24 protein-coding genes are annotated in these 24,207 nt (G+C 62.6%); 16 read left to right on the plus strand and 8 right to left on the minus strand.

What is annotated here, in order from left to right:
- Positions 1–23: 23 nt before the first annotated feature.
- Entirely contained in the window at positions 24–926 is a 903-nt protein-coding gene (locus EOD29_RS12815) for a LysR substrate-binding domain-containing protein (protein ID WP_067000463.1), read from the minus strand.
- A gap of 90 nt (positions 927–1,016) precedes the next feature.
- On the opposite strand from EOD29_RS12815, the gene EOD29_RS12820 reads away from it, so the two are divergent.
- Positions 1,017–2,567, plus strand: coding sequence for a trimethylamine methyltransferase family protein (locus EOD29_RS12820; RefSeq protein WP_127246888.1), 1,551 nt, complete (start codon positions 1,017–1,019; stop codon positions 2,565–2,567).
- A 52-nt stretch (positions 2,568–2,619) separates the two neighbouring features.
- Here the strand turns inward: EOD29_RS12820 and EOD29_RS12825 are convergent, their stop codons facing one another.
- The gene (locus tag EOD29_RS12825; protein ID WP_067000956.1) at positions 2,620–3,303 is read right to left on the minus strand and encodes a GntR family transcriptional regulator; all 684 of its coding nucleotides are present in this window, start codon (positions 3,301–3,303) and stop codon (positions 2,620–2,622) included.
- A 247-nt stretch (positions 3,304–3,550) separates the two neighbouring features.
- On the opposite strand from EOD29_RS12825, the gene EOD29_RS12830 reads away from it, so the two are divergent.
- From EOD29_RS12830 to EOD29_RS12845, 4 genes are all read left to right on the plus strand, one after another.
- On the plus strand, positions 3,551–4,591 hold the full coding sequence (locus EOD29_RS12830; RefSeq protein ID WP_127246889.1) for a proline racemase family protein: 1,041 nt from the start codon (positions 3,551–3,553) through the stop codon (positions 4,589–4,591).
- 217 nt (positions 4,592–4,808) lie between these two features.
- Complete coding sequence (locus EOD29_RS12835) at positions 4,809–6,458, plus strand: ABC transporter substrate-binding protein (RefSeq protein WP_127246890.1); 1,650 nt, start codon at positions 4,809–4,811, stop codon at positions 6,456–6,458.
- A 100-nt stretch (positions 6,459–6,558) separates the two neighbouring features.
- Positions 6,559–7,032 carry a DUF3828 domain-containing protein gene (locus EOD29_RS12840; RefSeq protein ID WP_067000473.1) on the plus strand — a complete coding sequence of 158 codons (474 nt, stop codon included), beginning with the start codon at positions 6,559–6,561 and terminating at the stop codon, positions 7,030–7,032.
- A 4-nt stretch (positions 7,033–7,036) separates the two neighbouring features.
- Entirely contained in the window at positions 7,037–7,624 is a 588-nt protein-coding gene (locus EOD29_RS12845) for a hypothetical protein (protein ID WP_067329810.1), read from the plus strand.
- 209 nt (positions 7,625–7,833) lie between these two features.
- On the opposite strand, the gene queF is transcribed toward EOD29_RS12845, so the two are convergent.
- Positions 7,834–8,295 (minus strand): preQ(1) synthase, encoded by a 462-nt coding sequence (queF, locus tag EOD29_RS12855; protein ID WP_067330169.1) that lies wholly within the window; start codon positions 8,293–8,295, stop codon positions 7,834–7,836.
- 199 nt (positions 8,296–8,494) lie between these two features.
- On the opposite strand from queF, the gene EOD29_RS12860 reads away from it, so the two are divergent.
- Both EOD29_RS12860 and EOD29_RS12865 read left to right on the plus strand, forming a co-directional pair.
- On the plus strand, positions 8,495–10,540 hold the full coding sequence (locus EOD29_RS12860) for an NADH:flavin oxidoreductase (protein ID WP_127246891.1): 2,046 nt from the start codon (positions 8,495–8,497) through the stop codon (positions 10,538–10,540).
- Positions 10,541–10,644: 104 nt separating this feature from the next.
- Positions 10,645–11,382 carry an HD domain-containing protein gene (locus tag EOD29_RS12865; RefSeq protein WP_127246892.1) on the plus strand — a complete coding sequence of 246 codons (738 nt, stop codon included), beginning with the start codon at positions 10,645–10,647 and terminating at the stop codon, positions 11,380–11,382.
- A gap of 123 nt (positions 11,383–11,505) precedes the next feature.
- On the opposite strand, the gene EOD29_RS12870 is transcribed toward EOD29_RS12865, so the two are convergent.
- On the minus strand, positions 11,506–11,913 hold the full coding sequence (locus tag EOD29_RS12870; protein ID WP_127246893.1) for a hypothetical protein: 408 nt from the start codon (positions 11,911–11,913) through the stop codon (positions 11,506–11,508).
- Positions 11,914–12,081: 168 nt separating this feature from the next.
- Between EOD29_RS12870 and EOD29_RS12875 the strand changes: the two genes are divergently transcribed.
- Positions 12,082–12,510: a MarR family winged helix-turn-helix transcriptional regulator gene (locus EOD29_RS12875; protein WP_095801218.1), complete on the plus strand. Its 429-nt coding sequence runs from the start codon at positions 12,082–12,084 to the stop codon at positions 12,508–12,510.
- Here the strand turns inward: EOD29_RS12875 and EOD29_RS12880 are convergent.
- Positions 12,507–14,576, minus strand: coding sequence for an EAL domain-containing protein (locus EOD29_RS12880; RefSeq protein ID WP_095801219.1), 2,070 nt, complete (start codon positions 14,574–14,576; stop codon positions 12,507–12,509). The two genes, EOD29_RS12875 and EOD29_RS12880, sit on opposite strands and share 4 nt — an antisense overlap.
- A gap of 299 nt (positions 14,577–14,875) precedes the next feature.
- Here EOD29_RS12880 and EOD29_RS12885 point away from each other — a divergent pair, with 299 nt between their 5' ends.
- Genes EOD29_RS12885 through tdh form a run of 3 tightly spaced genes read left to right on the plus strand, consistent with a single transcriptional unit; the run spans position 14,876 to position 17,609 of the window.
- The gene (locus EOD29_RS12885; RefSeq protein WP_095801220.1) at positions 14,876–16,063 is read left to right on the plus strand and encodes a glycine C-acetyltransferase; all 1,188 of its coding nucleotides are present in this window, start codon (positions 14,876–14,878) and stop codon (positions 16,061–16,063) included.
- A 27-nt stretch (positions 16,064–16,090) separates the two neighbouring features.
- Positions 16,091–16,534: an SRPBCC family protein gene (locus EOD29_RS12890; protein ID WP_095801221.1), complete on the plus strand. Its 444-nt coding sequence runs from the start codon at positions 16,091–16,093 to the stop codon at positions 16,532–16,534.
- Positions 16,535–16,574: 40 nt separating this feature from the next.
- Complete coding sequence (tdh, locus tag EOD29_RS12895) at positions 16,575–17,609, plus strand: L-threonine 3-dehydrogenase (RefSeq protein WP_127246894.1); 1,035 nt, start codon at positions 16,575–16,577, stop codon at positions 17,607–17,609.
- Between the two features lie 82 nt (positions 17,610–17,691).
- On the opposite strand, the gene EOD29_RS12900 is transcribed toward tdh, so the two are convergent.
- On the minus strand, positions 17,692–18,135 hold the full coding sequence (locus EOD29_RS12900; protein ID WP_164746692.1) for a MarR family transcriptional regulator: 444 nt from the start codon (positions 18,133–18,135) through the stop codon (positions 17,692–17,694).
- A gap of 135 nt (positions 18,136–18,270) precedes the next feature.
- Between EOD29_RS12900 and hmgA the strand changes: the two genes are divergently transcribed.
- The 4 genes from hmgA (at position 18,271) to EOD29_RS12925 (ending at position 21,899) form a co-directional block, all read left to right on the plus strand.
- Positions 18,271–19,584, plus strand: coding sequence for a homogentisate 1,2-dioxygenase (gene hmgA / locus EOD29_RS12905; RefSeq protein ID WP_095801224.1), 1,314 nt, complete (start codon positions 18,271–18,273; stop codon positions 19,582–19,584).
- 106 nt (positions 19,585–19,690) lie between these two features.
- On the plus strand, positions 19,691–20,716 hold the full coding sequence (locus tag EOD29_RS12910) for a fumarylacetoacetate hydrolase family protein (protein ID WP_095824778.1): 1,026 nt from the start codon (positions 19,691–19,693) through the stop codon (positions 20,714–20,716).
- 4 nt (positions 20,717–20,720) lie between these two features.
- Entirely contained in the window at positions 20,721–21,257 is a 537-nt protein-coding gene (locus EOD29_RS12915; protein WP_127246895.1) for a DinB family protein, read from the plus strand.
- A gap of 321 nt (positions 21,258–21,578) precedes the next feature.
- A complete protein-coding gene (locus EOD29_RS12925; protein WP_095801227.1) occupies positions 21,579–21,899 on the plus strand; it encodes a BrnA antitoxin family protein in 321 nt (106 codons plus the stop codon).
- 29 nt (positions 21,900–21,928) lie between these two features.
- Here EOD29_RS12925 and hppD read toward each other — a convergent pair whose 3' ends face one another.
- Positions 21,929–23,044 (minus strand): 4-hydroxyphenylpyruvate dioxygenase, encoded by a 1,116-nt coding sequence (gene hppD / locus EOD29_RS12930; RefSeq protein WP_127246896.1) that lies wholly within the window; start codon positions 23,042–23,044, stop codon positions 21,929–21,931.
- Between the two features lie 138 nt (positions 23,045–23,182).
- Between hppD and EOD29_RS12935 the strand changes: the two genes are divergently transcribed.
- On the plus strand, positions 23,183–23,650 hold the full coding sequence (locus tag EOD29_RS12935; protein ID WP_059187534.1) for an Lrp/AsnC family transcriptional regulator: 468 nt from the start codon (positions 23,183–23,185) through the stop codon (positions 23,648–23,650).
- A gap of 78 nt (positions 23,651–23,728) precedes the next feature.
- Here the strand turns inward: EOD29_RS12935 and EOD29_RS12940 are convergent, their stop codons facing one another.
- Entirely contained in the window at positions 23,729–24,067 is a 339-nt protein-coding gene (locus EOD29_RS12940) for a TIGR01244 family sulfur transferase (protein ID WP_127246897.1), read from the minus strand.
- Between the last annotated feature and the right edge of the window lie 140 nt (positions 24,068–24,207).

The following is a 24,207-nucleotide window of genomic DNA, read 5'->3' on the forward strand; positions in this document are numbered from 1 at the left end:
AACGGTGTGGGGGAGGGGCTACTTCATGCCTGCGCCACCAGCCAGTCCCTGACCTTGCGCGCGTTGTCGCTGAGCTCGCGGTTCTTCGGCCAGATGACGTGGAAGCCGATGCCGGTCCTCATCACATGGTCGGTCACCGGCACCAGCAGCCCTGATGCGACCAGCCGCTCGACCAGATGCCGCCAGCCAAGCGAGATGCCTTGCCCTTCCATCACCGCCTGGATCACCAGGGCATAGTCGTTGATGCGCAGGCCGCGCTCGGCATTGCGCAGGCTGGTTCCGGCCGACGCGAACCATTCGTCCCAGTTCGGCGCCTCGCGATAGGGCTCCTCGAGATGGATCAGCCGGTGCGTGGCCAGTTCCTCGACCGTCTTCGGCATGCCGAATTTGGCCAGATAGCTCGGTCCCGCGACGGGGAAGATCTCTTCGTCGGACAGCGACAGCGAGTGATAGTCCGGCCAGTCGCGCGGCACACCGCCGCGCACGCCGAGCGGAATACCCTCGGCAATGATGTCGAGGTCGCGGTCGGCGGTCTGGATGCGCAGATCGATGCCCGGCAGTTGGTCGCGGAACTGCTGCAGGCGCGGCATCATCCAGAACGAGCCGAAGGCGGTCGAGGCCGCAAGGGTGACATGGCCGCCGGTCGCCTGCAGGCGAAGGTCCTCGGCAGATTTGCGGATATGCGACAGCCCCAGCGAGACGTCCGCGTGGAAGCGCTCGCCGGCCTCGGTCAGGAGCACCTGGCGGTGGCGGCGCTGAAACAGCTTGGCGCCGAGCTGTTCCTCCAGTCCGCGCACCGCATAGGAGACGGCCGCCTGGGTCATGCCGAGCTCGCGCCCGGCCGCGGTGAAGCTCGACAGCCGGCCTGCCGCCTCGAAGACGACGAGGCTGCCGGCCGAGGGCAGGAGGTGGCGCAGGCTTCGCATAAGCGCAGCTTATACAAGAGATCAGGATTTTCCAGCGTCACATCCATATTTCGTGTCGCTAACTTGGTCGGGCGGGATGAAGGAGACAACATGAACGCACCGGCCGCTGAATTGACTGAGCCGACCCACCGTCGCGGCGGCGGCCGCCTTGGGCGCAAGGCGCTGAGAAGCGCGCCGGTCGCGTCTTTCCCGACGCTCGTTCGCCAGATTCCGGCCTATGAGATCGTGCCCGACGAGGCTGTGGAGCTGATCCACGAAGAGTCGCTCAAAATCCTTGAGGAGGTTGGCTGCGAGTTTCGCGACGACGAGGCGATCGCGCTCTGGAAGGCTGCGGGCGCCGACGTCAAGGACACACGCGTCCGCATCGATCGCGCGCTGCTGATGGAGCTCGTCTCGAAGGTCCCGCCGGAATTCACGCTCAATGCGCGCAACCCCGAGCGTACGGTTCGCGTCGGCGGCAAGAACTCGATCTTCGTGCCGATGTATGGCGCGCCCTATGTGCGCGACCTCGACAACAAGCGGCGCTACGGCACGCTGAACGACCTCAACAATTTCCACAAGCTCGCCTACATGGCGCCGGCGCTGCATTCGTCGAGCTCGATCATCTGCGAGCCGATGGAGATCCCGGTGCCGAAGCGGCACCTCCACATCATTCATTCGGCGCTCAAGCACTCCGACAAGCCGTTCATGGGCATCGTGACGTCGAAGGAGCGGGCCGAAGACACGATGGCGATGGCTGCGATCGTGTTCGGCGAGGAGTTCGTGCGCGACAATCCGGTGCTGGTGGCGATCACCAATTGCAATTCGCCGCTGGTGTGGGACGCCACCATGCTTGACGCGATGCGGGTCTATGCCCGCCACAACCAGCCGCTGATCCTGGCACCGTTCGCGCTCTGCGGCGCCTCGACCTCGGCCTCCGCCGTCGGCGCGGTCGCGCAGGTCAATGCCGAGGCGCTGGCAGGCGTCGCATTCACCCAACTGATCCGTCCCGGCTCGCCGCAGATCTATGGCCAGTTCATGGTGACGGTGGACATGAAGACCGGCGCCCCGATGGGCGGCACGCCGGAGGCCGCGCAGATGATGTATCTGATGGGTGCGCTGGCGCGGAAATACAAGCTGCCATGGCGCACCTCGGGCTTCCATGTCGGCTCCAAGCTCAACGACGCCCAGGCCGGCTACGAGGCGAACATGCTTATGCATGCCGCGATCCTCGCCGGCGCCAATTACATCTGGCACTCCGCCGGCTGGCTTGAAGCCGGCCTTACCTGCGGCTATTCGAAATTCGCCACCGACTGCGAACAGCTCGTCGGTTGGTACAAATATGCCGGCGGCGTTCCCTTCGACGATTTCAAGGAGGCCATGGCGGCGATCCGCGAGGTCGGTCCGCAAGGGCATTTTCTCGGCACGCAGCACACGCTCGAGCATTTCGAGCGCGCCTTCTTCATGCCGAGCATCATGGACTTCAATTCCTTCGAACAATGGACAGCCGAGGGCGCGAAGGATCACGACACGCGCGGCCGCGAAAGGGCGCGCAACATGCTCGCCGACTACCAGGAGCCGAAGCTCGACGAAGGCATCGCCGATGGTCTCAAGGATTTGATCGCGCGGCGCGAGGAAAAGCTGCCTGATACCGTTAGTTGACAAAATATGGGCAAAGGCCGTCGGCAATCGTGACTGACAGCAAGCCAATGGCTCAGCCAGCGCGCACCTTGCCGTTCGCAAGGTGTTTCTGAAGCGATTGACAGGCGTTCATAATATGATCGTAGACCAACTTTGCGGCCTGTTCGGTCTCGCCAGCGCGGCAGGCGGCCAGGATTTCGCGATGTTCTCGATCCGCAAGCTCATGACCGCCGGAAATCGTCAGCTGAACTCGCAGATAGCGTTCGATGCGATCGTTAACCGACCGGATCATGCGGAGGAGATATGGTCGCCCGGCGTCTAGATAAAGACTGGAATGGAACTCCCAATTTAGTTCCGCCCAGCGGCCGACGTCGGTTTCCTTCGCAAAGGAGTCGCAACTTGCTTGCGCTTTATCGAAGGTCTTCTCGTTCATGTGGGGGAGGGAAAGCCGAATTGCGTTCGATTCCAGCATGGCTCGGACCTCGAAAATCTGCACGATCTCCGGTTCCGACATGCTGGCGACAATTGCGCCCTTGTTTCGCTGAAATGCCACGAATCCCTCTGCCTCGAGCCGCTTCAAAGCTTCGCGCACCGGAATCTTGCTGATGTTGAACATGCGGGCGACGTCGTCTTGCCTGATCGGTTCGCCCTCATCAAGCGACCCGGATATGATTGCTCCGCGGATGAACTTCAAAACCACGTCGGAAGCGGTGGGGGCGGCACCCAAATCGGGAATGTCAGCAAATGCAAATGGCACGTGTAGAGTCTCCGCACGGAGCGTCAGATCTGCAAACATAGATATCGTAGACGATGTTCGCGATCAAATACGCTCGCGATTCTGCTCAACCCGAGTGTCTGAATGGCCTGAGATGCCGTCCGGCGTGGGCTCTTTTGAGCCCGGCCGATCAGCAGCGACTGGCGCATTTCCCCTCAATCGAGCCTTGACGAGAGCCGAAGATCGTATACGATATCCAATCGGAAGCCGCGGCTCTGGGGACTCCCGAATGCGAAGCACGAAAGTCATCCATGTTGTTTCCTGCCACGCGGAGGGCGAAGTCGGGGATGTCATCGTTGGCGGGGTGTCTCCTCCGCCGGGAGACACTGTCTGGGACCAGCGAAAATGGATCGCAGAAGACAACCGACTTCGTAACTTCGTTCTTAACGAACCGCGCGGCGGCGTCTTCCGGCACGTCAACCTTCTGGTCCCTCCGAAGCATCCCGATGCGCAGATGGCTTGGATCATAATGGAACCGGAAGATACGCCCCCGATGTCCGGCTCCAATTCGATCTGCGTGTCGACGGTAATTCTGGACACCGGGATCATCCCCATGCAGGAGCCGGTAACCGAAATGGTGCTCGAGGCGCCGGGCGGTCTGGTACGCGTGCGGGCCGACTGTGCCGGAGGAAAAGCCCAGCGCATCACGGTCGAAAACGTACCATCATTCGCCAACAGGGTCGGTGTGCCGCTTGAGGTCGATGGCCTCGGTACCATCACGGTCGACACGGCCTATGGAGGCGACAGTTTCGTCGTCGTGGACGCACCTGCCCTAGGGTTAGCGCTTGAAACCGACGAGGCTCGTGATCTCGCCGAACTTGGGGTGCGCATCACCGATGCGGCCAATCGACAAATGGCGTTCTCCCACCCTGAGCGTCCCGATTGGCGCCACCATTCGTTCTGTCTTTTTGCCGGCGCCATCACCCAGGATGGCAACCGCCTCCGCGCAAAATCGGTCGTTTCGATAAAACCTGGCAAGCTCGACCGATCGCCGACCGGAACGGCGGTGTCGGCCCGCATGGCGCTCTTGCACGCGAAGGGTCAAATGACAGCCGAGGATTGGTTCACCGGTGTGTCCATCATCGGGTCAGAATTTCACGGCAAGATTCTCGGCACCACGCAGGTTGTCGGTATGCCCGCAATACGCCCCCAGATCAGCGGTCGCGGTTGGATCACCGGCATCCATCAGCACATGCTGGATCCTGAAGATCCTTGGCCGGCGGGCTATCGCGTGGCGGACACCTGGCCGATGAAGCGTGCGAAGGTGTGAAGGTGGTTCTTCGCCCGGCATCTTTCTCCAGCTCATGCCCCAAGAAGCTTGACGCTTAACAAGGCTCGTATACGATATTCGAAATGCCGCAGGATGGAGCGAGTTCTCACTATCTCAGGCAAGGCAGCGTCTGGACGCACGCTCACGCTGCAGGCGCCATCTACAGCTGAAAAAAGTGCACCAGGATGGCCAATGTTTCGCAACATGGGAGGAAAAAATGACAATCTTCAAAAGCAACGGTGATCGCGTTCCTGCCGCCATCGAGGCGATGGCTAAAGAAGCGCGCGCGGGCCGCGTGGACCGGCGCGAATTCCTGGCGCTGGCAAGCGCCTTCGGCGCGTCGACGGCGTTCGCCTATGGCATGATCGGCCTTGCCGCGCCGACAAAAGCCCTGGCGCAAGAGCCGAAGAAAGGCGGAACGCTGCATGTCGCGATGTCGGTCAAGGCGCAGAAGGACCCGCGCACGTATGACTGGACCGAGATGGCGAACGTCACCCGCACCTGGCTAGAGCCGCTCGTGCGCTACACGCACCAGTTCACTTTCGAGCCGGTGCTGCTCGAAAGCTGGGACGTCAACGACGACGCCACCGAATACACGCTGCATCTGCGCAAAGGCGTCACCTGGAACAACGGCGATGCCTTCAACGCCGATGACGTCGTCTTCAACCTCAATCGCTGGTGCGAGAAGGGGGCTTCCGGCAATTCCATGGCCGCCCGCGTCGGCGCGCTGGTCGACGCCAAGACCGGCAAGGCAAGGGATGGCGCGATCACCAAGGTCGACGACCATACGGTCAAGCTGAAGCTGTCCGAGGCCGATATCGCGATTATCCCGGGTTTCACGGACTATCCGGCGCTGGTCGTGCATCGCAACTTCGACAAGGACGGCGCCGATCCGATCAAGAAGCCGATCGGCACCGGGGCTTTCGAGCTGGTGTCTTACGATGTCGGCCAGAAAGCCGTGGTCAAGCGCCGCGAGAACGGCAAGTGGTGGGGTGGCGAAGCGCCGCTCGACGGGGTCGAGTTCATCGACTACGGCACCGACTTCAACGCCACGCTGAATGCCTTCGATTCCGGCGAGATCGACCTCGATTTCGAGACGCCGGCCGACTTCATCGACCCCCTCGACAAGATGGAGCTGGTGAAATCGGAAGTCGCGACGGCGACCACGCTCGTTGCGCGCACCAACATCACCCACAAGCCTTACGATGACAAACGAGTGCGCAATGCGCTGCAGATGGCCGTCGACAACAACCAGGTCATGCAGCTCGGCTACGCCGGCCGCGGCACGGTCGGCGAAAACCATCATGTCAGCCCGATCCATCCGGAATATTACCCGCTGCCGAAGAAGGAACGGGACGCGGCGGGCGCCAAGAAGCTGATGGCCGACGCCGGGCAGGCCGACTTCGAGCACGAACTGATCACCGTCGAGGACGAATGGCAGAAGAACACCGGCGACGCGATTGCCGGCCAGTTGCGCGATGCCGGCATCAAGGTGAAGCGCACGGTGCTGCCCGGTTCGACCTTCTGGAACGACTGGACGAAATATCCTTATTCCATGACCATCTGGTACATGCGCCCGCTCGGCGTGCAGGTGCTGGCGCTGGGCTATCGCACCGGCGAGGCCTGGAACGAGACCGCGTTCTCGAACCCGGATTTCGACGCCAAGCTCAAGGAGGCGCTGTCGCAGATCGACGTCGCCAAGCGCAAGGAGGTGATGAAGGACGTCGAGCAGATCCTGCAGGACTCCGGCGTCATCATCCAGCCGTTCTGGCAGAAGCTCTACTGCCACATGAACAAGAAGGTGAAGAACTACGCCATGCACCAGACCTATCAAATGGACTTCCAGAACGTCTGGCTGGAAACTTAAGGCGCGCAGCGCAAGGACTTCATGCGCCGCGAAAAAGCCGATATGCAGGATGCGTGGTGGTGATCGTGCCACCACGCCGCCGACCATCCGGAGATCCTGCATGAGACCGATGATGCTGGCAGTTGCCATCTCGATCGCCTTGCCTGCCGCGGCACTCGCCGGGCCGGCTTCCAACGCCGTGAAGTTCTTCTATGTGCCTGAAGTGAAGTTCGAGGCGGACGCGAAATACCGCGACCGCTTCACCGAGCCGGTCACCAAGCTCTTCGAAGCCAACGACAAGGCCCGCAAGGAGAAGCCCGACGAGGTATCCTGCATCGACTTCGACCCAGGCCTCGACGCCCAGGATTTCGACCAGAAGACCGTGTCGAAGACGCTGAAGCTTGCCGAGGCCGTCAATGGCGACACCGCCGAGGTGACGGCAAGCTTCAATCTTTTCCCGGAAGGCGATGACTCCAAACGCGAAATGGTGTGGTCGCTGAAGAAAGTGGACGGCAAGTGGAAGATCGCCGACATCACCTCCAAAACCAGCGACTGGACGCTCAGCGCGCTGGAATGCGGCTCCTCGACGGAGTGACGCCGTGCTTCGGCGTCTGGTCCTCGCGCTGTCGAGCTTGTCGATGCTGACCGCGGGGCTGAACGGCGGCGCCTACGGGCAAGGACTGTTCGGCTCGCCGCCGCCGAACGCGTCCTCTGGCGACAATGCGCCGGCGATCGAGAAGTCGGCGCCGGCCACAACGCCTGAAAGCAAGCCGGCCGAACCGGCGCCAGCTGCGCCCGTCCTGCCCGGATCGCCGACGGCGGTGGTGAAGCCCTTCTACGAGCATCTCGGGCTGGAATTGGACCCCAGCCAGCGCAAGAACTTCAGCGATCCGGCGAAGAGCGTACTCGACAAAGCCGACGCGCTGCGCGCCTCGGGTCAGGGCGAGTGCCTCGATCCCAACATGGCGCTCGACAATGCCGATTACGACAAGCTCGCCATCGACAAGAGCCTGCGCACCATCGAAGCGATCAATGGTGACGAGGCCAAGGTGGTGGTCGTCTTCGTCGTCGAAGGCCACCAGCACCGTCTCGAATGGAAGCTGAAGAAGGTCGGCGGCGACTGGAAGATCTCCGACCTCCTGTCGGTCACCGGCGAATGGGCGCTCAGTCAGTACCAGTGCGAATGAATATGATTGAACTTCGGCGCCGGCGATCCTTCGCGCCCCCCTCTGGCCTGCCGGCCATCTCCCCCACAAGGGGGGAGATTGGCAGCTTCGGCGACCCGCCTACTTTGCCACGATGGAGATTGGCGAAAGCCGGGGTGACGTCCGATCTCCCTCCAAGTGGGGGAGATGTCCGGCAGGACAGAGGGGGGCGCTGTCCCGCCAGCCTTTTTTCACCCGCGCCCGCGATATGGCGCGACCCCGGTGTCGGGCAGCCAGGCGCCTTCGGGCGGCGCGCCGGTCTGCCAGAAGACGTCGATGGGGATGCCGCCCCGCGGGAACCAGTAGCCGCCGACGCGCAGCCAGAGCGGCTTGGTCGCTTCGACGATGCGGCGGCCGATCATGACGGTGCATTCCTCGTGAAAGGCGCCATGGTTGCGGAACGAGGTCATGAACAGCTTCAGCGACTTCGATTCCACCAGCGTCTTGTCGGGCGCGTAGTCGATGACGATGTGGGCGAAGTCGGGCTGGCCGGTGACCGGGCAGAGCGAGGTGAATTCCGGGCAGGTGAAGCGCACGATCGCGGGCGGGCCGTCGCCTCGCTCGAACGGCACGGTTTCCAGGACTGCCTGTTCGGGACTCTGCGGCGTCTCGACGTGTTTGCCGAGCTGGGTCAGGTTTTTGGCGTCGGTCATCGATGGCTCCTCGCTGCCGCCGATGATTGCAAGGGCGGCAGGTGCAATCAGTTGAAAGTGCGCCGCGATCGAACGGACCCGGCGTGTTTGGCGGCTCATTAGCATTGGAGCGAAAGCCGCGCAGCGGTTTTCGGATGAATCCGATGCGTGAAATGGAAGCGGGAGCAGCGCCCGCGCAATTTGATACGGCAGGAAGACGATGACCAGCAACGACCCGCTTCTCCAACCTTATCCGCTCAAGCACCTGACGCTGAAGAACCGGGTGATGTCGACCAGCCATGAGCCGGCTTATTCCGAGGACGGCATGCCGAAGGAGCGCTACCGGCTCTACCACGCCGAGAAGGCCAAGGGCGGCATGGCGCTGACGATGACAGCGGGCTCTGCCATCGTGTCACGCGACAGCCCGGCCGCCTTCGGCAACCTGCATGTCTATGACGACGCCATCGTGCCGTGGCTCGCCGAACTTGCGGATGCCTGTCATGAGCATGACTGCAAGGTCATGATCCAGATCACCCATCTCGGTCGCCGCACCGGCTGGAACAAGGCCGACTGGCTGCCGGTGCTTTCCGCCTCGCCGGTGCGCGAGCCGGCGCATCGCGCCTTTCCCAAGACCATCGAGGACTGGGACATCGAGCGCATCGTTGCCGATTATGCTTCCGCCGCCCAGCGCTGCCAGGCGGCCGGCCTCGACGGCATCGAATTCGAATCCTACGGCCATCTGATGGACGGCTTCTGGTCGCCCGCCACCAACCATCGCGACGATGATTTCGGCGGCTCGCTCGACAACCGGCTGCGCTTCACCAACATGGTGCTGGATGCGGTTCGCGCCGCGGTCGGCGAGAAATTCGTCGTCGGCATCCGCATGGTCGCCGACGAGGATTTCGAAAAAGGCCTGTCGAAGGAGGAGGGCGTCGAGATCGCGAAACGTCTGGCTCGCTCCGGCAAGGTCGATTTCCTCAACATCATCCGCGGCTCGATCGAGACCGACGCGGCGCTGACCAAGGTCATCCCGGTGACCGGCATGCGCTCGTCGCCGCATCTCGATTTCGCCGGCGAGGTGAGGGCGGCGACGAAATTCCCGACTTTCCACGCGGCGCGGATCTCCGATGTCGCCACGGCGCGTCATGCGATCGCCTCCGGCAAGCTCGACATGGTCGGCATGACGCGCGCCCACATCGCCGATCCGCATATCATCAGGAAAGTGATGGAAGGGCGCGAGCACGAGATCCGGCCTTGCGTCGGCGCCACCTACTGCCTCGATCGCATCTATGAAGGCGGTGAGGCGCTCTGCGTCCACAACGCCGCCACCGGCCGCGAAGCGACGATCCCGCATGTCATCGCGAAAAGCGAAGGGCCGAAGAGGCGGGTGGTGGTCGTCGGCGCCGGGGCGGGCGGTCTGGAAGCCGCGCGTGTCGCCGCCGAACGGGGCCATCAGGTGACGGTCCTCGAAGCGTCCAGCCAGGCCGGCGGCCAGGTGCGGCTCGCGACGCAAAATCCGCGCCGCAAGGAGCTGATCGGCATCATCGACTGGCGGCTTGCCGAGCTCGATCGCCTCGGCGTCGAGATCCGCTACGACACATGGGCCGAAAAAGACGATGTCCTCGCACTTTCGCCGGATGTGGTGATTGTCGCCACCGGCGGCCTGCCGCAGAACCCGCCGCTGGCAGCGGGCGACAATCTCGTCACCTCGAGCTGGGACATCATGGCCGGCAGCGTCAAGCCGGCAGAGAACGTGCTGCTCTATGACGACAATGGCGGCCATCAGGGCATGGGCGCGGCGGAATTGATTGCCAACAGCGGCTCGAAGCTGGAGCTGGTCTCACCGGAGCGCTTCTTCGCGCCGGAAATGGGCGGCCTGAACCACGTGCCCTATATGCGCGCTTTCCACGAGAAAGGCGTCACCGTCACCATCAACACTCGTCTGCGCTCCGTGCGACGCGAGGGTAACCAGCTCATCGCCGAGCTGGCGTCGGACTTCGCCGATGGCTGGCGCGGCGAGCGGCGCGTCGACCAGGTGGTGGTCGAGCATGGCACCGCGCCGCTCGACGATCTCTACCTCGCGCTGAAGCCGCTGTCGAAGAATGGCGGCGCGGTCGACTACGAGCGGCTGGTAAGCGGCGGCGACATTTTTCCGCCGCGCAATCCGGAAGGCGGCTTTGTCCTGTTCCGCATCGGCGACGCAGTCGCCTCGCGCAACATCCACGCCGCCATCTATGACGGCATCAGGTTCGGCATCCGGATCTGAACCTCGGTCCTCCAATGGCCAGGCTAGACCTGACAGATCTTATTTGCAATTTTCGGGCGCGGATTCGGAGGGCTGCAACCCGGGTCGCATAGTCGGGGGCTTGCTTGACCGGAAAAGATCTGTTCGTTCCGCGCCAGACCAATACGGCGCTCTATATCCAATTGCACGAGTCCGGGCACTCGTTGGGCGATCTTCTACGCGTGCAGAAGGCCTATCGCGTGGCATGCGCGATGTTCAACGGCCGCTATCGAAAGTCGGGACGGCCCTTTATCTGCCATGCGGTAGGCGCCGCCTCGTCTGTGGCGCATTTCGAAAGGGATCTCGATTTCGTCCTCGCGGCGATGTTCCATGCTGCCTATGATAGCGGCCAGTATCCGGACGGCAGGTCCAGCAGGCGCAGCGAGGCGCACCGGAAATGGCTGGAGGCGCGGATCGGGCCGAGGGCTGAAGGCCTCGTCGCCCGCGTCGGCGCCATGAAATTCGACACCGGCGACCCCGAGCGCCTTCTGCAGGAGGGCGTGCCGGCCGGCGATGAGGACATCCTGTTCCTGCAGCTTGCGCACGAGGTCGACGACCTCGCCGACGGCGGCTTGGCATTCGCACCCAAATATGGCCGCTCGATCGAAACGCGGGTCGCGGCCTGCGCCATCTTGGCCAGGCAACTGGGCCGCGAGGATCTCGCCGCGACGATCGACACATATGGCGGCCGTTATGAAGCGCTTGGCTGGGCGGCAGCGCTTCAGGACGTCAGACTGGAAGGTTTTCGCATAGCGCCGAATATGCGGACCTATATAAAGCTGCGACGGGAAAAACTACGCGGCGGTTCCGTTGAGGTGATCTGATGCACCGGTGACGGCCGCACCACGGAAACGCACCGGACCTTCAAGGAAGCCACCTGCCGAGCTGGTCCGGTGCGCCGCGCGCGGCCGCCGGCCTGCACCGGTACCGCGCGAGCTGTTGACGGGTCAGAACATCCTGGCCGTGGCCATGCACAACACGGTGATGACCAGCAGCCCGCCGGCGAGGCGTTCGCCTTTGGTCATTTTCGCGCGCAACTGCGTTTGCGTCGCCGCATCGGCGCCCGCCAATCGCCCGCTGGAAGAGGCGACAAGGGCGCCCTGCACGCCGGCGGCGATCAGCGCCGTCGCAATGCCCAGCGCCAGCACCATTTCCATCGGGCCGAAAGCGCCTTCGTGGAAGAAATACCAAAGCAGCAGACCGGTCAAGAAGACCATGCCGGAGGCGCCGAGTTGCGGCCGGATAAAGCGCTCCGCCTTGATCTCCGGATCACGGGCAACCGCAATGGTCGTGCCGGCCCAGAAGACGCCGGCCATAACATGCAGGCCGATGACGACGATGTAGACATATTGCATGACTGCATTCCTCTCGTTCGCCCCGCCACCGGTGTGACGCTTTGCCTGTCGGTTTTGCCTATCGGCTGGGTCGACAACGTTAATAAGGCAAAGTTAGATATCTAATAGTTAGATGTCAATGCTTCATGCGGAGTTCCGCCAATCCATTGCTTGTTCTAGTGTCCAGCCATGACGCCATTTGATCGCCCGCCCATCGGCATGAATCTCGCTCGCACCGCCAAACTGGTGGCGCAGGCCTTTGACGCTGCCTTGGTGGAAGTCGGCGGAACGCTGCCGGTCTGGGTGACCTTGCTATCGGTCAAGTCGAAGGAACTGGCCAACCAGCGCGAGCTTGCCGGCATGATCGGCATCCAGGGCGCGACGCTGACGCATCACCTCAACGCCATGGAGGCGCAAGGGCTGCTGACGCGCCGCCGCGATCCGCAGAACCGCAGGGTGCATCAGGTGGCGCTGACCGAAACCGGTGAAGCGCTGTTCGAAAAGTTGCGCCTCGCGGCCGTCGCCTTCGACAAAAGGCTGAGAGCTGGACTGCCGGACGAACGGCTTGCGGAATTCGCCGGGGTGCTGGCGGCGCTTCGGGCGAATGTGGGAGGTTAAGCCCGGCTGCCCTGCAGCACCTTGAGCTTCGCCTTCTTCGGGCTGCGCGCGGTAAGCCATTCGCGCGCCTTGTCCTGAGGCATCGGGAAGGCGATCGAATAACCCTGCACCTGGTCGCAGCCGATCGCCATAAGCGAGTCAAGCTCGGCCTCCGTTTCCGCGCCCTCGGCGACGATCGAGATGCCGAGCCCGCGGGCAAGCTCGGTGATGGCGCGCACGATCTTGGTGTTGTCGCCGTTCTCGTTGATGTTCTGGACGAAGCGGCGGTCGATCTTCAGCCGATCGATCTCGTTCGGGTTGACATGGCTGAGTGAAGCATAGCCCGTGCCGAAATCGTCGAGCTCGAGATGGACGCCCGCCGCGCGGATATGCCTGAGCTTGGCGGCGATGCCGGTCTTCTCGTCGTCGAGGATGACGGATTCAACGATTTCCAGCGACAGCTTCTGCGGCGCAAGCCCTGCCCGCTCCAGCGTTCCGAACAGGAAATTGTCGAAATCCGGCTCGCGCAGCTCGGTGCCCGAGACATTGACGGCGATGCGTCCGAAATCGATGCCGGCGCGATCCCATTCGGCGGCTTCGTTGATCGCCTTGCTGATGACGATGCGGCCGATATCCGGCATGAAGCCGCACTTCTCCGCCACCGGGATGAATTCGCCGGGCGAGATCATGCCGCGCGTGGCGTGTTTCCAGCGCACCAGTGCTTCGATACCGCTGATCTTGCCGCTGGTGAGCGACACTTGCGGCTGGAAATAGACCTCGAAGGTCTTTTCCGCGATCGCCGTGCGGATGTCCTGCTCGAGCTGCTTGCGGTAGTCGAGCTCGCGCCGCAGCTCTTCGGAGAAGAAGGAGAAGCTGCCGCCGCCGAGCTTCTTGGCCGAATAGAGGGCGAGATCGGCATGGACGAGCAGGTCCTGCGCGTTGTCGGCGTCGACTGGATAGACGGCGATGCCGGCGCTGGCGCCAGGCATTATGGTCGTGCCCTGGAAGGTGATCGGCTCGTTGATGTTGGCGATGATGCGCTTGGCCAGTGCATGGATGTCCTCGGTGCTGCCGGCGCCGTTGAGGATCATCACGAACTCGTCGCCGCCGAGACGGGCGCAAAGATCCGATGCGCGGCAGGAATCGCGCATGCGTTGCGCGGTGACGACAAGCACATAGTCGCCCGCCGCGTGCCCCAGCGTGTCGTTGATCTGCTTGAAGCGGTCGAGGTCGAGTTGGATCACCGCCAGCCGCTCGCGGCGACGATGCGCGCCCTTGATCAGCGTGTCGAAATGATCGGTGAGGAAGGTGCGGTTGTGCAAGCCGGTCAGGCCGTCATGCACGGCGATGAAGGCCATCGAATTGCGGGCGTCGACCAGTTCATGCGTCTTGCGCAGGATGGCCTTGGACATCGGCCGGAAGATGAATAGCGCGACCAGCACGATGACGCCGATGGTGGCAAAGAACAGCGTGCGGTGCAGGCTGAGCATCTCATCCGACCGCTCGGTGGCGAAGGCGCTGATGCGCTGGCCGAGCGCGGCATAGCCGGACAAAGTCGCATTGGCGACGGAGGCGTCGAGGCCAACGCGCTCGCCGCCGCCCTTATAGCCGTCGCTTTGCATGCCAAGCTGGGATGCAAATGATGAAACCAGTCGATCGCCGTTGGCGATAAGGCCGACCGAGAAATAGTCGAGATGGAACGGCTTGCTAAACAGCACATATTCGATCGATTGCGGATCGTTGCGCGACGGCGATAGCGGATCGGCGCCGGTCTCCTTGAGCAGCCGGTCGTAATTGGTCTCGAACTCGCCCGTTGCCTGCTTGAGCGCTGTGACCAGCGCCGGCTGCTTGTCGCGCGGGGCGGCACCGGTCGCGCTGGCCAGGAAAACGATGCGCTGCGACAGCGCTTTCTGCGTGGAGACGATGTTGAGCAGTGCGTCATTGTGCTGCTGCTGCGCCATCAACTGCTGCAGCAGGATGAAGGAAGCCATCACCATGGCGGCGATGATCAGCAAGGCCAGCCAGTAGCCGCTCTTGATCAGCAGAATCAGCTTGCGCGAAACGCTGTGCACCGGCTGCTGCGACATAACTGAGTGACCCCTCCCGATCGACGGATTCCTGCCATGAATATGCGGCGCCAGAACCCTTGACGTGAAAGGGTTAACAGCTCGGCAAACCGGCGCGGTGCCGGAGCCGGCGGCGCGACAAAGCTGAGAGGATGGTTATTATGTCCTTTCGCAGATCGTCGCATTTGAACACATCCTTGTCCGGCTGCGCTGAAGGAGCTGCGGCGCGGCTTGCGCAACGCCACCGAAGCGGTCGTTTTTGCGATGGATTTTTCTTGTCCGCAGCGCGACAGTCCGCATCGAACAAACAGGGCCAGACCATGAGCGCAGCGTTTCTCTCCCACATCGACAACGAGCTTGAAGGCCTGAAATCGGCCGGGCTCTACAAGTCCGAGCGCGTGATTTCCTCCACGCAGTCGGCCCTGATCGATGTTGCCGGCCAGAAGGTCGTGAATTTCTGCGCCAACAACTATCTCGGCCTCGCCGACAGCCCCGAGCTGCGCGATGCGGCGAAGCAGGCGCTCGACCGCTACGGCTACGGCATGGCGTCGGTGCGCTTCATCTGCGGCACCCAGGAAGAACACAAAGAGCTCGAAGCCACCATCTCATCCTTCCTCGGCATGGACGACACCATTCTCTACGGCTCCTGCTTCGACGCCAATGGCGGCCTGTTCGAGACGCTGCTCGGCGAGGAGGATGCCGTCATCTCGGACGCGCTGAACCACGCCTCGATCATCGACGGGGTGAGGCTCTCCAAGGCCAAGCGCTTCCGCTACGCCAACAACGACATGGCCGACCTCGAGGCGCGGCTGAAGGAGGCGAAGGACTGCCGCTTCCGACTGATCGCCACCGACGGCGTGTTCTCGATGGACGGCATCATCGCCAACCTGCAAGGAGTCTGCGACCTCGCCGAGAAATACGACGCCATGGTCATGGTCGATGACAGCCATGCCGTCGGCTTCGTCGGCAAGAACGGCCGTGGCTCGGCCGAGCACTGCGGCGTCGAGGGCAGGGTGGACATCATCACGGGCACGCTCGGCAAGGCGCTGGGCGGCGCGTCCGGCGGCTATACCGCGGGGAAGAAACAGGTGGTCGACTGGCTGCGTCAGCGCTCGCGGCCCTATCTCTTCTCCAACACGCTGATGCCGGCGATCGCCGGCGCCTCGCTGAAAGTCTTCGAGCTGATCCGCAATGGCGATGCGCTGCGCCGCCGCCTATATGCCAATGCGGAACGCTTCCGGTCTCAAATGGGCAAGCTCGGCTTTACGCTTGCCGGCGCGAATCATCCGATCATCCCGGTAATGCTGGGCGACGCCGCCCTTGCGCAGGAGATGGCGGCTCGCATGCTGAAGCGTGGCATCTACGTCATCGGTTTTTCGTTCCCGGTGGTGCCGAAGGGCCAGGCGCGCATTCGCACCCAGATGTCGGCGGCGCACTCCGGCGCCGATATCGATCGCGCCGTCGAGGCGTTCGGCGAGGTCGGGAAGGAACTGGGTGTAATCGCTTGACGCTACCGCCGGCAATGGAAAAGGGCCATGGCGATCGATGTAACGAGGAGTATCGAGATCGCCAGGCCGCGCGCGGTTGTCGCCGCCTTTTCTTCCGATCCGGACAATGTTCCGCGCTGGTACGTCAACATCAAGTCGGTGGAATGGAAGACTCCCCGACCGGCCCAGATAGGATCGAGAATTGCATTCGAGGCGCAGTTCCTCGGACGGCGGCTCGCTTATACCTACAAGATCCTGGATCTCGTGCCGGGCGAGAGGCTGGTGATGCGATCCGACGAAGGACCGTTTCCGATGGAGACGAGCTATGGATGGCGGGATTCCGGCGAAGGCCGCACGCATATGACGCTCCGGAATCGCGGCTCGCCGGCCGGCTTTTCCCGTCTCATGACCCCGCTCATAGCCGTGGCTGTCCGGCGTTCGACCGATCGCGATCTGCTGCGACTGAAGAGCATCCTGGAAGCGGCAGGTTGATGATCCGTCAGGACAGGGAAGATTTTCTGGAGAGTGTTCGATGTCCAACGTGATGAAGGCGCTGGTGAAGGCCAAGGCCGAGCCGGGCATCTGGATGGAAGAAGTGCCGGTGCCGGAAATCGGCCCCAACGACGTGCTGATCAAGGTCAGGAAGACCGCGATCTGCGGCACCGACGTCCACATCTACAATTGGGACCAGTGGGCGCAGAAGACCGTGCCGGTGCCGATGGTGACCGGCCATGAATTTGTCGGCACCGTCGCGGATTTCGGCGCGGCCGTCACCGAATACAAGGTCGGACAGCGCGTCTCGGGCGAGGGTCACATCGTCTGCGGCCACTGCCGCAACTGCCGCGCGGGGCGAGGGCATCTCTGCCGCAACACGCTCGGCGTCGGCGTCAACCGGCCCGGCGCCTTCGGCGAGTATGTAGCGATCCCACAGCACAATGTCGTGCCGATCCCCGACGACGTGCCGGACGAGATCGCGGCGATCTTTGATCCATTAGGCAACGCCGTCCACACCGCACTGTCCTTCGACCTGGTCGGCGAGGATGTGCTGGTCACCGGCGCCGGCCCGATCGGCATCATGGGCGCGCTGGTCGCGCAATGCGTCGGCGCGCGGAAAGTCGTCATCACCGACATCAACCCGGTCCGGCTGGAACTGGCGCGCAAGCTCGGCGTCCAGCATGTGGTCGACGCCTCGAAGGAGAAGCTGCGCGACGTGATGCCCGCACTCGGCATGACCGAAGGTTTCGACGTCGGGCTGGAGATGTCGGGCGCCGCGCCAGCCTTCCGCGACATGATTGACACCATGAACAATGGCGGCAAGATCGCCATCCTCGGCATCGCTCCCGCCGGCTTCGAGATCGACTGGAACAAGGTCATCTTCAAGATGCTGCATCTCAAAGGCATCTACGGCCGCGAGATGTTCGAGACCTGGTACAAGATGATCGCCCTGGTGCAGGGGCCGCTGGATGTCTCGGGTCTGATCACGCATCGCATCGGCATCGACGATTTCCAGGTTGGGTTCGATGCGATGCGCAGCGGCAGTTCCGGCAAAGTGGTGATGGACTGGTAGGGTTTGGTTGAAGCAGCATCCTGGCAATGCTGCGGGACAGCTCCCTCTTTGGCCTGCCGGACAGAGGGGGTGTGAAGGATCGCTACGAAGAAGATAAAGCCTCTTCCAGTGCTGCCACCCCCCTGACAATCGCCGCTCTCTCTTCCTCGCTCAGCCTCGCCAGCAGCTCCCTTTCAAACGCCTTCGCCAGCGGCACCATTTCCCGGTAAGCGGCGAGCCCCGCCTTGGTCAGCGTCAGATGCTCGACGCGGCGGTCGTTCTCGTCCGGCGCTCTTGTCAGCCAGCGCCGGCGTTCGAGCTCGGCGACCGCGCGCGACACCTTGGTCTTGTGCATGGCCGACTGCTCGCCGAGTTCCGTCGCCGTCATCATCCCGCGCTGCCCGAGGCCTGAGAGCGTGCGCCATTCCGGCCGCGTCAGACCGTGGCGCTCCTTGTAGATGCGCGAGAATTCGCGGCTCACGGTGTCGGCCAGCCGGTAGAGCCGGTAGGGCAGGAAGTTTTCTAGCTCGAGAATTTCCGGTTTCATTTGGCGCACCATCGATGCGGGGTTCGGCGTTGATAGTTACATTTTCGATGGTTACAAATGAAACCAGTTTGGTCAACATCACCGGAAAGCCTTCCTCAACGCTGAGGGCGGCAGCCCGGGATCAGGGAGGATCGGATGGCCTTTTCCTATATGCCGGGCTTCGGCAATGATTTTGAGACCGAGACGCTGCCGGGATCGCTGCCGCAGGGCCGCAACTCGCCGCAGCGGCCGGCCTACGGGCTCTATGCCGAGCAGCTTTCGGGCTCGCCCTTCACCGCGCCGCGCGGCACCAACGAGCGCTCCTGGCTTTACCGCATCCGTCCCAGCGTGAAACACACCGGCCGCTTCAAGGGCGCGAGCTATCCCATGTGGAAGACGGCGCCCAACGTCGGCGACCACGAGCTGGCGCTCGGCCAATACCGATGGAACCCTGTTCCGATCCCGACCGAGCCGACCGACTTCATCTCCGGCATGCGCACCATGACCACCGCCGGCGACGCGGTCGGCCAGTCCGGCATGGCGGCGCATGTCTATGTCGCCAACCGCTCGATGGTCGACGACCATTTCTTCAATGCCGACGGCGAGCTCATGATCGTGCCGCAGGTCGGCACGCTGCGCTTTGTCACCGAGATGGGCGTCATCGAGCTTCGCCCCGGCGAGATCGCGGTGCTGCCGCGGGGCCTCGTCTTCAAGGTCGAGCTCGCCGACAGTCAGGCGCGCGGCTATGTTTGCGAGAACTACGGGGCAAAATTCACCATGCCCGACCGCGGCCCGATCGGCGCCAATTGCCTGGCCAATCCGCGCGACTTCAAGACCCCCTGCGCCTGGTTCGAGGAGAAGGAGACGCCATGCCGGCTGATCGTCAAATGGTGCGGCACTTTCCACGTCACTGAGCTCGGCCATTCGCCGCTCGACGTCGTCGCCTGGCACGGCAACTACGCGCCCTATAAATATGATCTGGCGACGTTTTCGCCGGTCGGCGCCATCCTGTTCGATCACCCTGACCCGTCGATCTTCACCGTGCTGACGGCGCCGAGCGGCGAGGAGGGCACCGCCAATGTCGACTTCGTCATCTTCCCGCCGCGCTGGCTGGTGGCGGAAAACACTTTTCGGCCGCCCTGGTACCACCGCAACATCATGAGCGAGTTCATGGGCCTGATCCACGGCCAGTACGATGCCAAGGAGGAAGGTTTTGTCCCCGGCGGCATCAGCCTGCATAACCAGATGCTGGCGCACGGACCCGACGCCTCCGGCTTTGAGAAGGCCTCCCGCGCCGACCTGAAACCGGTCAAGCTCGACAACACCATGGCCTTCATGTTCGAGACGCGCTTTCCGCAGATGCTGACGCGCTACGCCGCCGAGCTCGAAACCTTGCAGGAGAACTACATCGACTGCTGGGCCGACCTGAAGAAGCGCTTCAATGGCACGCCGGAAGGCGACTGGCCCTGATTGGTGAGGTCAGAGTCAGGAAAACATCGGCGGGTGGCTTGACGATCACTCGCCACGGCCTTGTTGTGGGACGAGCGGCACGAAGCCCGCGAGGAGAGGAAACCGCATGAAGCTTGCCACTTTGAAGAACGGGACGCGCGACGGAAAACTGGTCGTGGTCTCGCGCGATCTGACGCGGTTCACAGACGCTTCTTTCCTGGTGCCGACGCTGCAGGCTGCGCTCGACAATTGGGAGCGCTTGGCGCCGCATCTGGCGGCGATGGCGGAATCGCTCGAGACCAACGCGGTGCCCTCGGCCCGCTTTCACGAGCATGACGCCCATTCGCCGCTGCCGCGCGCCTATCAATGGGCGGACGGCTCCGCCTATGTGAACCATGTCGAGCTGGTGCGGAAGGCACGCGGCGCCGAGATGCCGGCGAGTTTCTGGACCGATCCGCTGATCTACCAGGGCGGCTCGGACTCCTTCCTTGCGCCGCGCGATCCGATCCGCATGGCCGACGAAGCCTTCGGCATCGACATGGAGGCGGAAGTTGCCGTCATCGTTGGCGATGTGCCGATGGGCGCCGGGCTGGGCGAGGCACGCGAGGCCATCCGCCTCGTCATGCTGGTCAATGATGTGACGCTTCGCGCCATCACGGGGCCGGAACTGGCAAAGGGCTTCGGCTTCTTCCAGTCGAAGCCGTCTTCTGCTTTCTCGCCGGTCGCGGTGACGCCGGACGAGCTTGGTGATGCCTGGGACGGCGGCAAGGTCAGCCTGCCGCTGCTCGCCGATCTCAACGGCAAACCGTTCGGCCGTGCCAATGCCGGCATCGACATGACCTTCGATTTCCCGGCCTTGATCGTGCATGCCGCGAAAACGCGGCCGCTCGCCGCCGGCGCCATCATCGGCTCCGGCACCGTCTCCAATAAGCTGAATGATGGGCCAGGCAAGCCGGTCGCGGCAGGCGGCGCCGGCTATTCGTGCATCGCCGAACTGCGCATGATCGAGACCATCGAGAGCGGCGAGCCGAAGACACCGTTCCTGCGCTTCGGCGACACGGTGCGGATCGAGATGAAGGACAAGGCCGGCCATTCGATCTTCGGCGCCATCGAGCAGAAGGTCGAGAAATACGAGGGGGAGAAAGGAACCTGAAAGGGTGACCTTGCTCGAGCACCTGCGCCGGATGGCGCGCAACAATTTGTGGTCGAACGACCGGCTCTACCGCGCCGTGCTGGAGCTTCAGCCCGGCGAGTTCGAGGCCGGTCGAACCAGTTTCTTTCCCTCGATCAAGGAGACGCTCAACCACATCCTTGCGGTCGATTGTCTCTATCTCGATTTTCTGACCGGTGGCGGCCTCGGTGCTGCGGCCTATGACGACTTCATACCGTTTGACGATGCGTCAAGCCTGGCCGCTACACAGACCGATTTTGACCGCAGGCTTGTCGCCTTCTGCGACGGCCTGTCGGAGGCAGATCTCGACCGCCGCGTCATCACCGACCGCCGCGAGGACGGCATGATCCCCGAAAGGATCGGCGACATCCTCGCCCATGTCTTCCTGCACGACATCCACCATCGCGGCCAAGTGCACGCGATGCTGTCGGGCACCTCGGTTGCACCGCCGCAATTGGATGAGTTCTTGCTCGATTACGACATTAAGCTCAGGAAGGACGAGGTCGAGCGGCTTGGGTTGTGAACAAGTGAGAACGCTTCGGGAATTATTGTAGTTACGAAAATTATTGACTTAATTCATGTAGGTACATAAATTCAGATGCAGATCGTCTGGGATGAACCTAAACGGTTGGCCAACATTGACAAACACGGCTTGGATTTCGCGGCGCTAGACGAGGAGTTTTTCCTTGCCTCGGCGATCCGGGCGGCCAAATCCGGCCGTTTCATGGCGATTGGTCGGGTAGTCGGCGGCGGCGTTGTGCAGTGGTCTTTTCCCGGCTTGGCTCCGAAGGCATCTCGGTTATTTCAATGCGGGCGGCCAACCAGACGGAAAGGAGATTGTTCGATGGCGAAAGCTAAGCTGAACACTACAAAGCTGGACAACGGATTCAAGTCAGGCAAGGGATTCACCGAGGAAGATTGGGATGCGGTTTCGGACAATCCCGAATGGACCGAGGAGGATTTTCGGAATGCTCGTCCCTTCGCCGACGTGTTTCCGGACCTTGCCGAAAGCATTCGCCGCTCACGTGGTCGGCCGGCACTCGACAATCCGAAGAAGCAGGTAACGCTGCGCCTCGACAGCGATGTGGTTGCTCGTTTCCGTGCCAGCGGGCCCGGCTGGCAGAGCCGAATCAACGAAATTCTGAGGAAGGCCGCCGGCCTTTAGAGTAGCCGGCGGCTTGGTCTTTCGGCTGACTACGCCGCCCTGCCATCCAGCTTGATCACGCCACGCTTGATCTGGTCCTGCTCGATCGATTCGAACAGCGCGCGGAAATTCCCTTCGCCAAAACCTTCGTCGCCCTTCCTTTGGATAAATTCGAAGAAGATCGGCCCGATCAACGTCTTCGAGAAGATCTGCAGCAAGATCTTGGTCATACCGCCGTCGACGACGCCTTCGCCGTCGATCAGGATGCCGTGCTTCTTCATGCGCTCGATCGGCTCGTCATGGCCGTGCACGCGCTCATGCGACATCTCGTAATAGGTGTCGGGCGGGCCGGGCATGAACTTCAGCCCGTTGGCGGCGAGCTTGTCGGTGGCATCGTAGATCGCGTCCGTACCGACGGCAATGTGCTGGATGCCCTCGCCATTGTACTTCTTCAAATACTCGGCGATCTGGCTGGTTTCGTCCTTGGACTCGTTGAGCGGAATGCGAATCTTGCCGCAGGGCGAGGTGATCGCCCGGCTGACCAGTCCGGTGATCCTGCCGTCGATGTCGAAGAAATGGATCTGCTTGAAGCCGAACAGGTCACGGTAGAAATCCCACCACTTGTCCATGTTGCCGCGATAGACATTGTGGGTCAGGTGGTCGAGATAGTAGAAGCCGACGCCGTCGGGTTTTGGATTGCGCTCGCCCAGCCACTCGAACTCGGCATCGTAAGCCGAGCCCTTCTCGCCATAGATTTCGACGAAATAGAGGAGCGATCCGCCGATGCCGACGATCGCCGGCGCGTCGAGCGCCTTGTCGGTGCCCTCATAGGGCACAGCACCCTTCGACACGGCATGGTCGAAGGCATGCTTGGCATCGACCACGCGCCACGCCATCGAGGCGGCGCAGGGGCCGTGCTTTTCGACGAATTTCATCGCATGCGAGCCTGGCTCGGCATTGACGACATAGTTGATGTCGCCCTGGCGCCAGACGGTAATGTCCTTGGTGCGGTGCTTCGCCACCGCGACATAGCCCATGCGGGCAAAGAGCTCGGCGAGTTTTGCCGGGTCTGAATGCGCGAACTCAACGAATTCGAAGCCGTCGGTGCCGGCGGGATTCGCCTTGCTGATCTTGGCAGGCGGGGCGTCATGCGGGAAGGGGCCCATGGCAGTCCTCCGAAAGCTGGTGCGGCCGTGCTTGGCCAGTTTTCACCATAATAACGCTGGACGGCTGCATGGTGCTTGCATTCAACCGCCTGGAATGCCCATCATGTGCGTAGATTGTGCATGATTGGGGAGAAAATCATGGATGATGCGCGCCTTGATCAATTTGACCGCAAGATACTGGCGCTCCTGCAGGGCGATGCGCGGCTCACCAACAACGACCTTTCGGAGCGTGTGAACCTGTCGGCCTCGCAATGCTCGCGCCGCCGCCAGCGGCTGGAGGAAGATGGCTATATCAGGGGCTATCGCGCCGTGCTCGACCGCGACCGTCTCGGCTTTTCGCTGGTCAATGTGATTTCGGTGACCTTGGCCACCCACAACCGCGACAATGCCCGCCGCTTCGGCGAGCTGGTGGCGCGGCTGCCCGAGGTGCAGGAAGCGCACGCGCTGACCGGCGAGATGGATTACATCCTGAAGGTGGTGACGCCCGATCTCAAATCGCTGTCCGAGTTCGTCAACGGCGTGCTGCTGCCGCATGAATCGGTGCAGCACGTCAAGACAGCGATCGTGCTGGAGACGCTGAAAGAGACCGGCGCGCTGCCGATTTAGTTTGCGGAGATCTTTGTTGGATGCGACGGCGACGGAACGGGAACCTGCGGAATTGGCTCTCGCCAATGCGCCAAGCTTTCACCCCCGCTGCTGCTGGATCAGCCCATAGAGGTTGGTGCAGCGCGCGCCGGAGCGGCAATAGGCGAAGACCGGGCCTTCGAGCTCGTCGAGCGCCTCGGCCTGATCCTCGACATTGTCCATGGTGAGCTGGCCGCTGATCACCGGAATGTAGCGGAAGGCGAGCCCCGCGGCTTCCGCGGCCGCCTTGACGCTGTCGGCCGAGGGCTGGCCGGGCTGTTCGTCGTCCGGGCGGTTGCAGATGATGCTCTTGAAGCCGGCGTCCTTGATGGCAACGATATCCTCAGGCTGGATCTGGCCGGAGACCGAATAGTCTTCGCTGATCTGGCGGTATTCCATGGCATCGTCCTCGCAATCTCTTTGGCCGCAGTCATGCCACCGCGCGGCATTAGCGGCAATCCGTAGCACCGGATCTCTCTGCCAAATAGAGAGTGCGGGGCGGAAAATCCAACCGGGCCGATTTTAGCCCGGTTGGATGA

It is taken from the genome of Mesorhizobium sp. M1A.T.Ca.IN.004.03.1.1 (assembly GCF_003997555.1).
Lineage (GTDB): Bacteria > Pseudomonadota > Alphaproteobacteria > Rhizobiales > Rhizobiaceae > Mesorhizobium.

Bases quoted from the DNA above. Each gene is read 5' to 3' on its own strand.
- hmgA (WP_095801224.1), top strand. From the start codon at position 18,271: ATGGCCTTTTCCTATATGCCGGGCTTCGGCAATGATTTTGAGACCGAG.
- EOD29_RS12890 (WP_095801221.1), top strand. From the start codon at position 16,091: ATGGCGATCGATGTAACGAGGAGTATCGAGATCGCCAGGCCGCGCGCG.
- EOD29_RS12830 (WP_127246889.1), top strand. From the start codon at position 3,551: ATGCGAAGCACGAAAGTCATCCATGTTGTTTCCTGCCACGCGGAGGGC.
- hppD (WP_127246896.1), bottom strand. From the start codon at position 23,044: ATGGGCCCCTTCCCGCATGACGCCCCGCCTGCCAAGATCAGCAAGGCG.
- EOD29_RS12835 (WP_127246890.1), top strand. From the start codon at position 4,809: ATGACAATCTTCAAAAGCAACGGTGATCGCGTTCCTGCCGCCATCGAG.
- EOD29_RS12910 (WP_095824778.1), top strand. From the start codon at position 19,691: ATGAAGCTTGCCACTTTGAAGAACGGGACGCGCGACGGAAAACTGGTC.
- EOD29_RS12880 (WP_095801219.1), bottom strand. From the start codon at position 14,576: ATGTCGCAGCAGCCGGTGCACAGCGTTTCGCGCAAGCTGATTCTGCTG.
- queF (WP_067330169.1), bottom strand. From the start codon at position 8,295: ATGACCGACGCCAAAAACCTGACCCAGCTCGGCAAACACGTCGAGACG.
- EOD29_RS12875 (WP_095801218.1), top strand. From the start codon at position 12,082: ATGACGCCATTTGATCGCCCGCCCATCGGCATGAATCTCGCTCGCACC.
- EOD29_RS12940 (WP_127246897.1), bottom strand. From the start codon at position 24,067: ATGGAATACCGCCAGATCAGCGAAGACTATTCGGTCTCCGGCCAGATC.
- EOD29_RS12860 (WP_127246891.1), top strand. From the start codon at position 8,495: ATGACCAGCAACGACCCGCTTCTCCAACCTTATCCGCTCAAGCACCTG.
- EOD29_RS12900 (WP_164746692.1), bottom strand. From the start codon at position 18,135: ATGAAACCGGAAATTCTCGAGCTAGAAAACTTCCTGCCCTACCGGCTC.
- tdh (WP_127246894.1), top strand. From the start codon at position 16,575: ATGTCCAACGTGATGAAGGCGCTGGTGAAGGCCAAGGCCGAGCCGGGC.
- EOD29_RS12935 (WP_059187534.1), top strand. From the start codon at position 23,183: ATGGATGATGCGCGCCTTGATCAATTTGACCGCAAGATACTGGCGCTC.
- EOD29_RS12925 (WP_095801227.1), top strand. From the start codon at position 21,579: ATGGCGAAAGCTAAGCTGAACACTACAAAGCTGGACAACGGATTCAAG.
- EOD29_RS12885 (WP_095801220.1), top strand. From the start codon at position 14,876: ATGAGCGCAGCGTTTCTCTCCCACATCGACAACGAGCTTGAAGGCCTG.
- EOD29_RS12840 (WP_067000473.1), top strand. From the start codon at position 6,559: ATGAGACCGATGATGCTGGCAGTTGCCATCTCGATCGCCTTGCCTGCC.
- EOD29_RS12815 (WP_067000463.1), bottom strand. From the start codon at position 926: ATGCGAAGCCTGCGCCACCTCCTGCCCTCGGCCGGCAGCCTCGTCGTC.
- EOD29_RS12820 (WP_127246888.1), top strand. From the start codon at position 1,017: ATGAACGCACCGGCCGCTGAATTGACTGAGCCGACCCACCGTCGCGGC.
- EOD29_RS12870 (WP_127246893.1), bottom strand. From the start codon at position 11,913: ATGCAATATGTCTACATCGTCGTCATCGGCCTGCATGTTATGGCCGGC.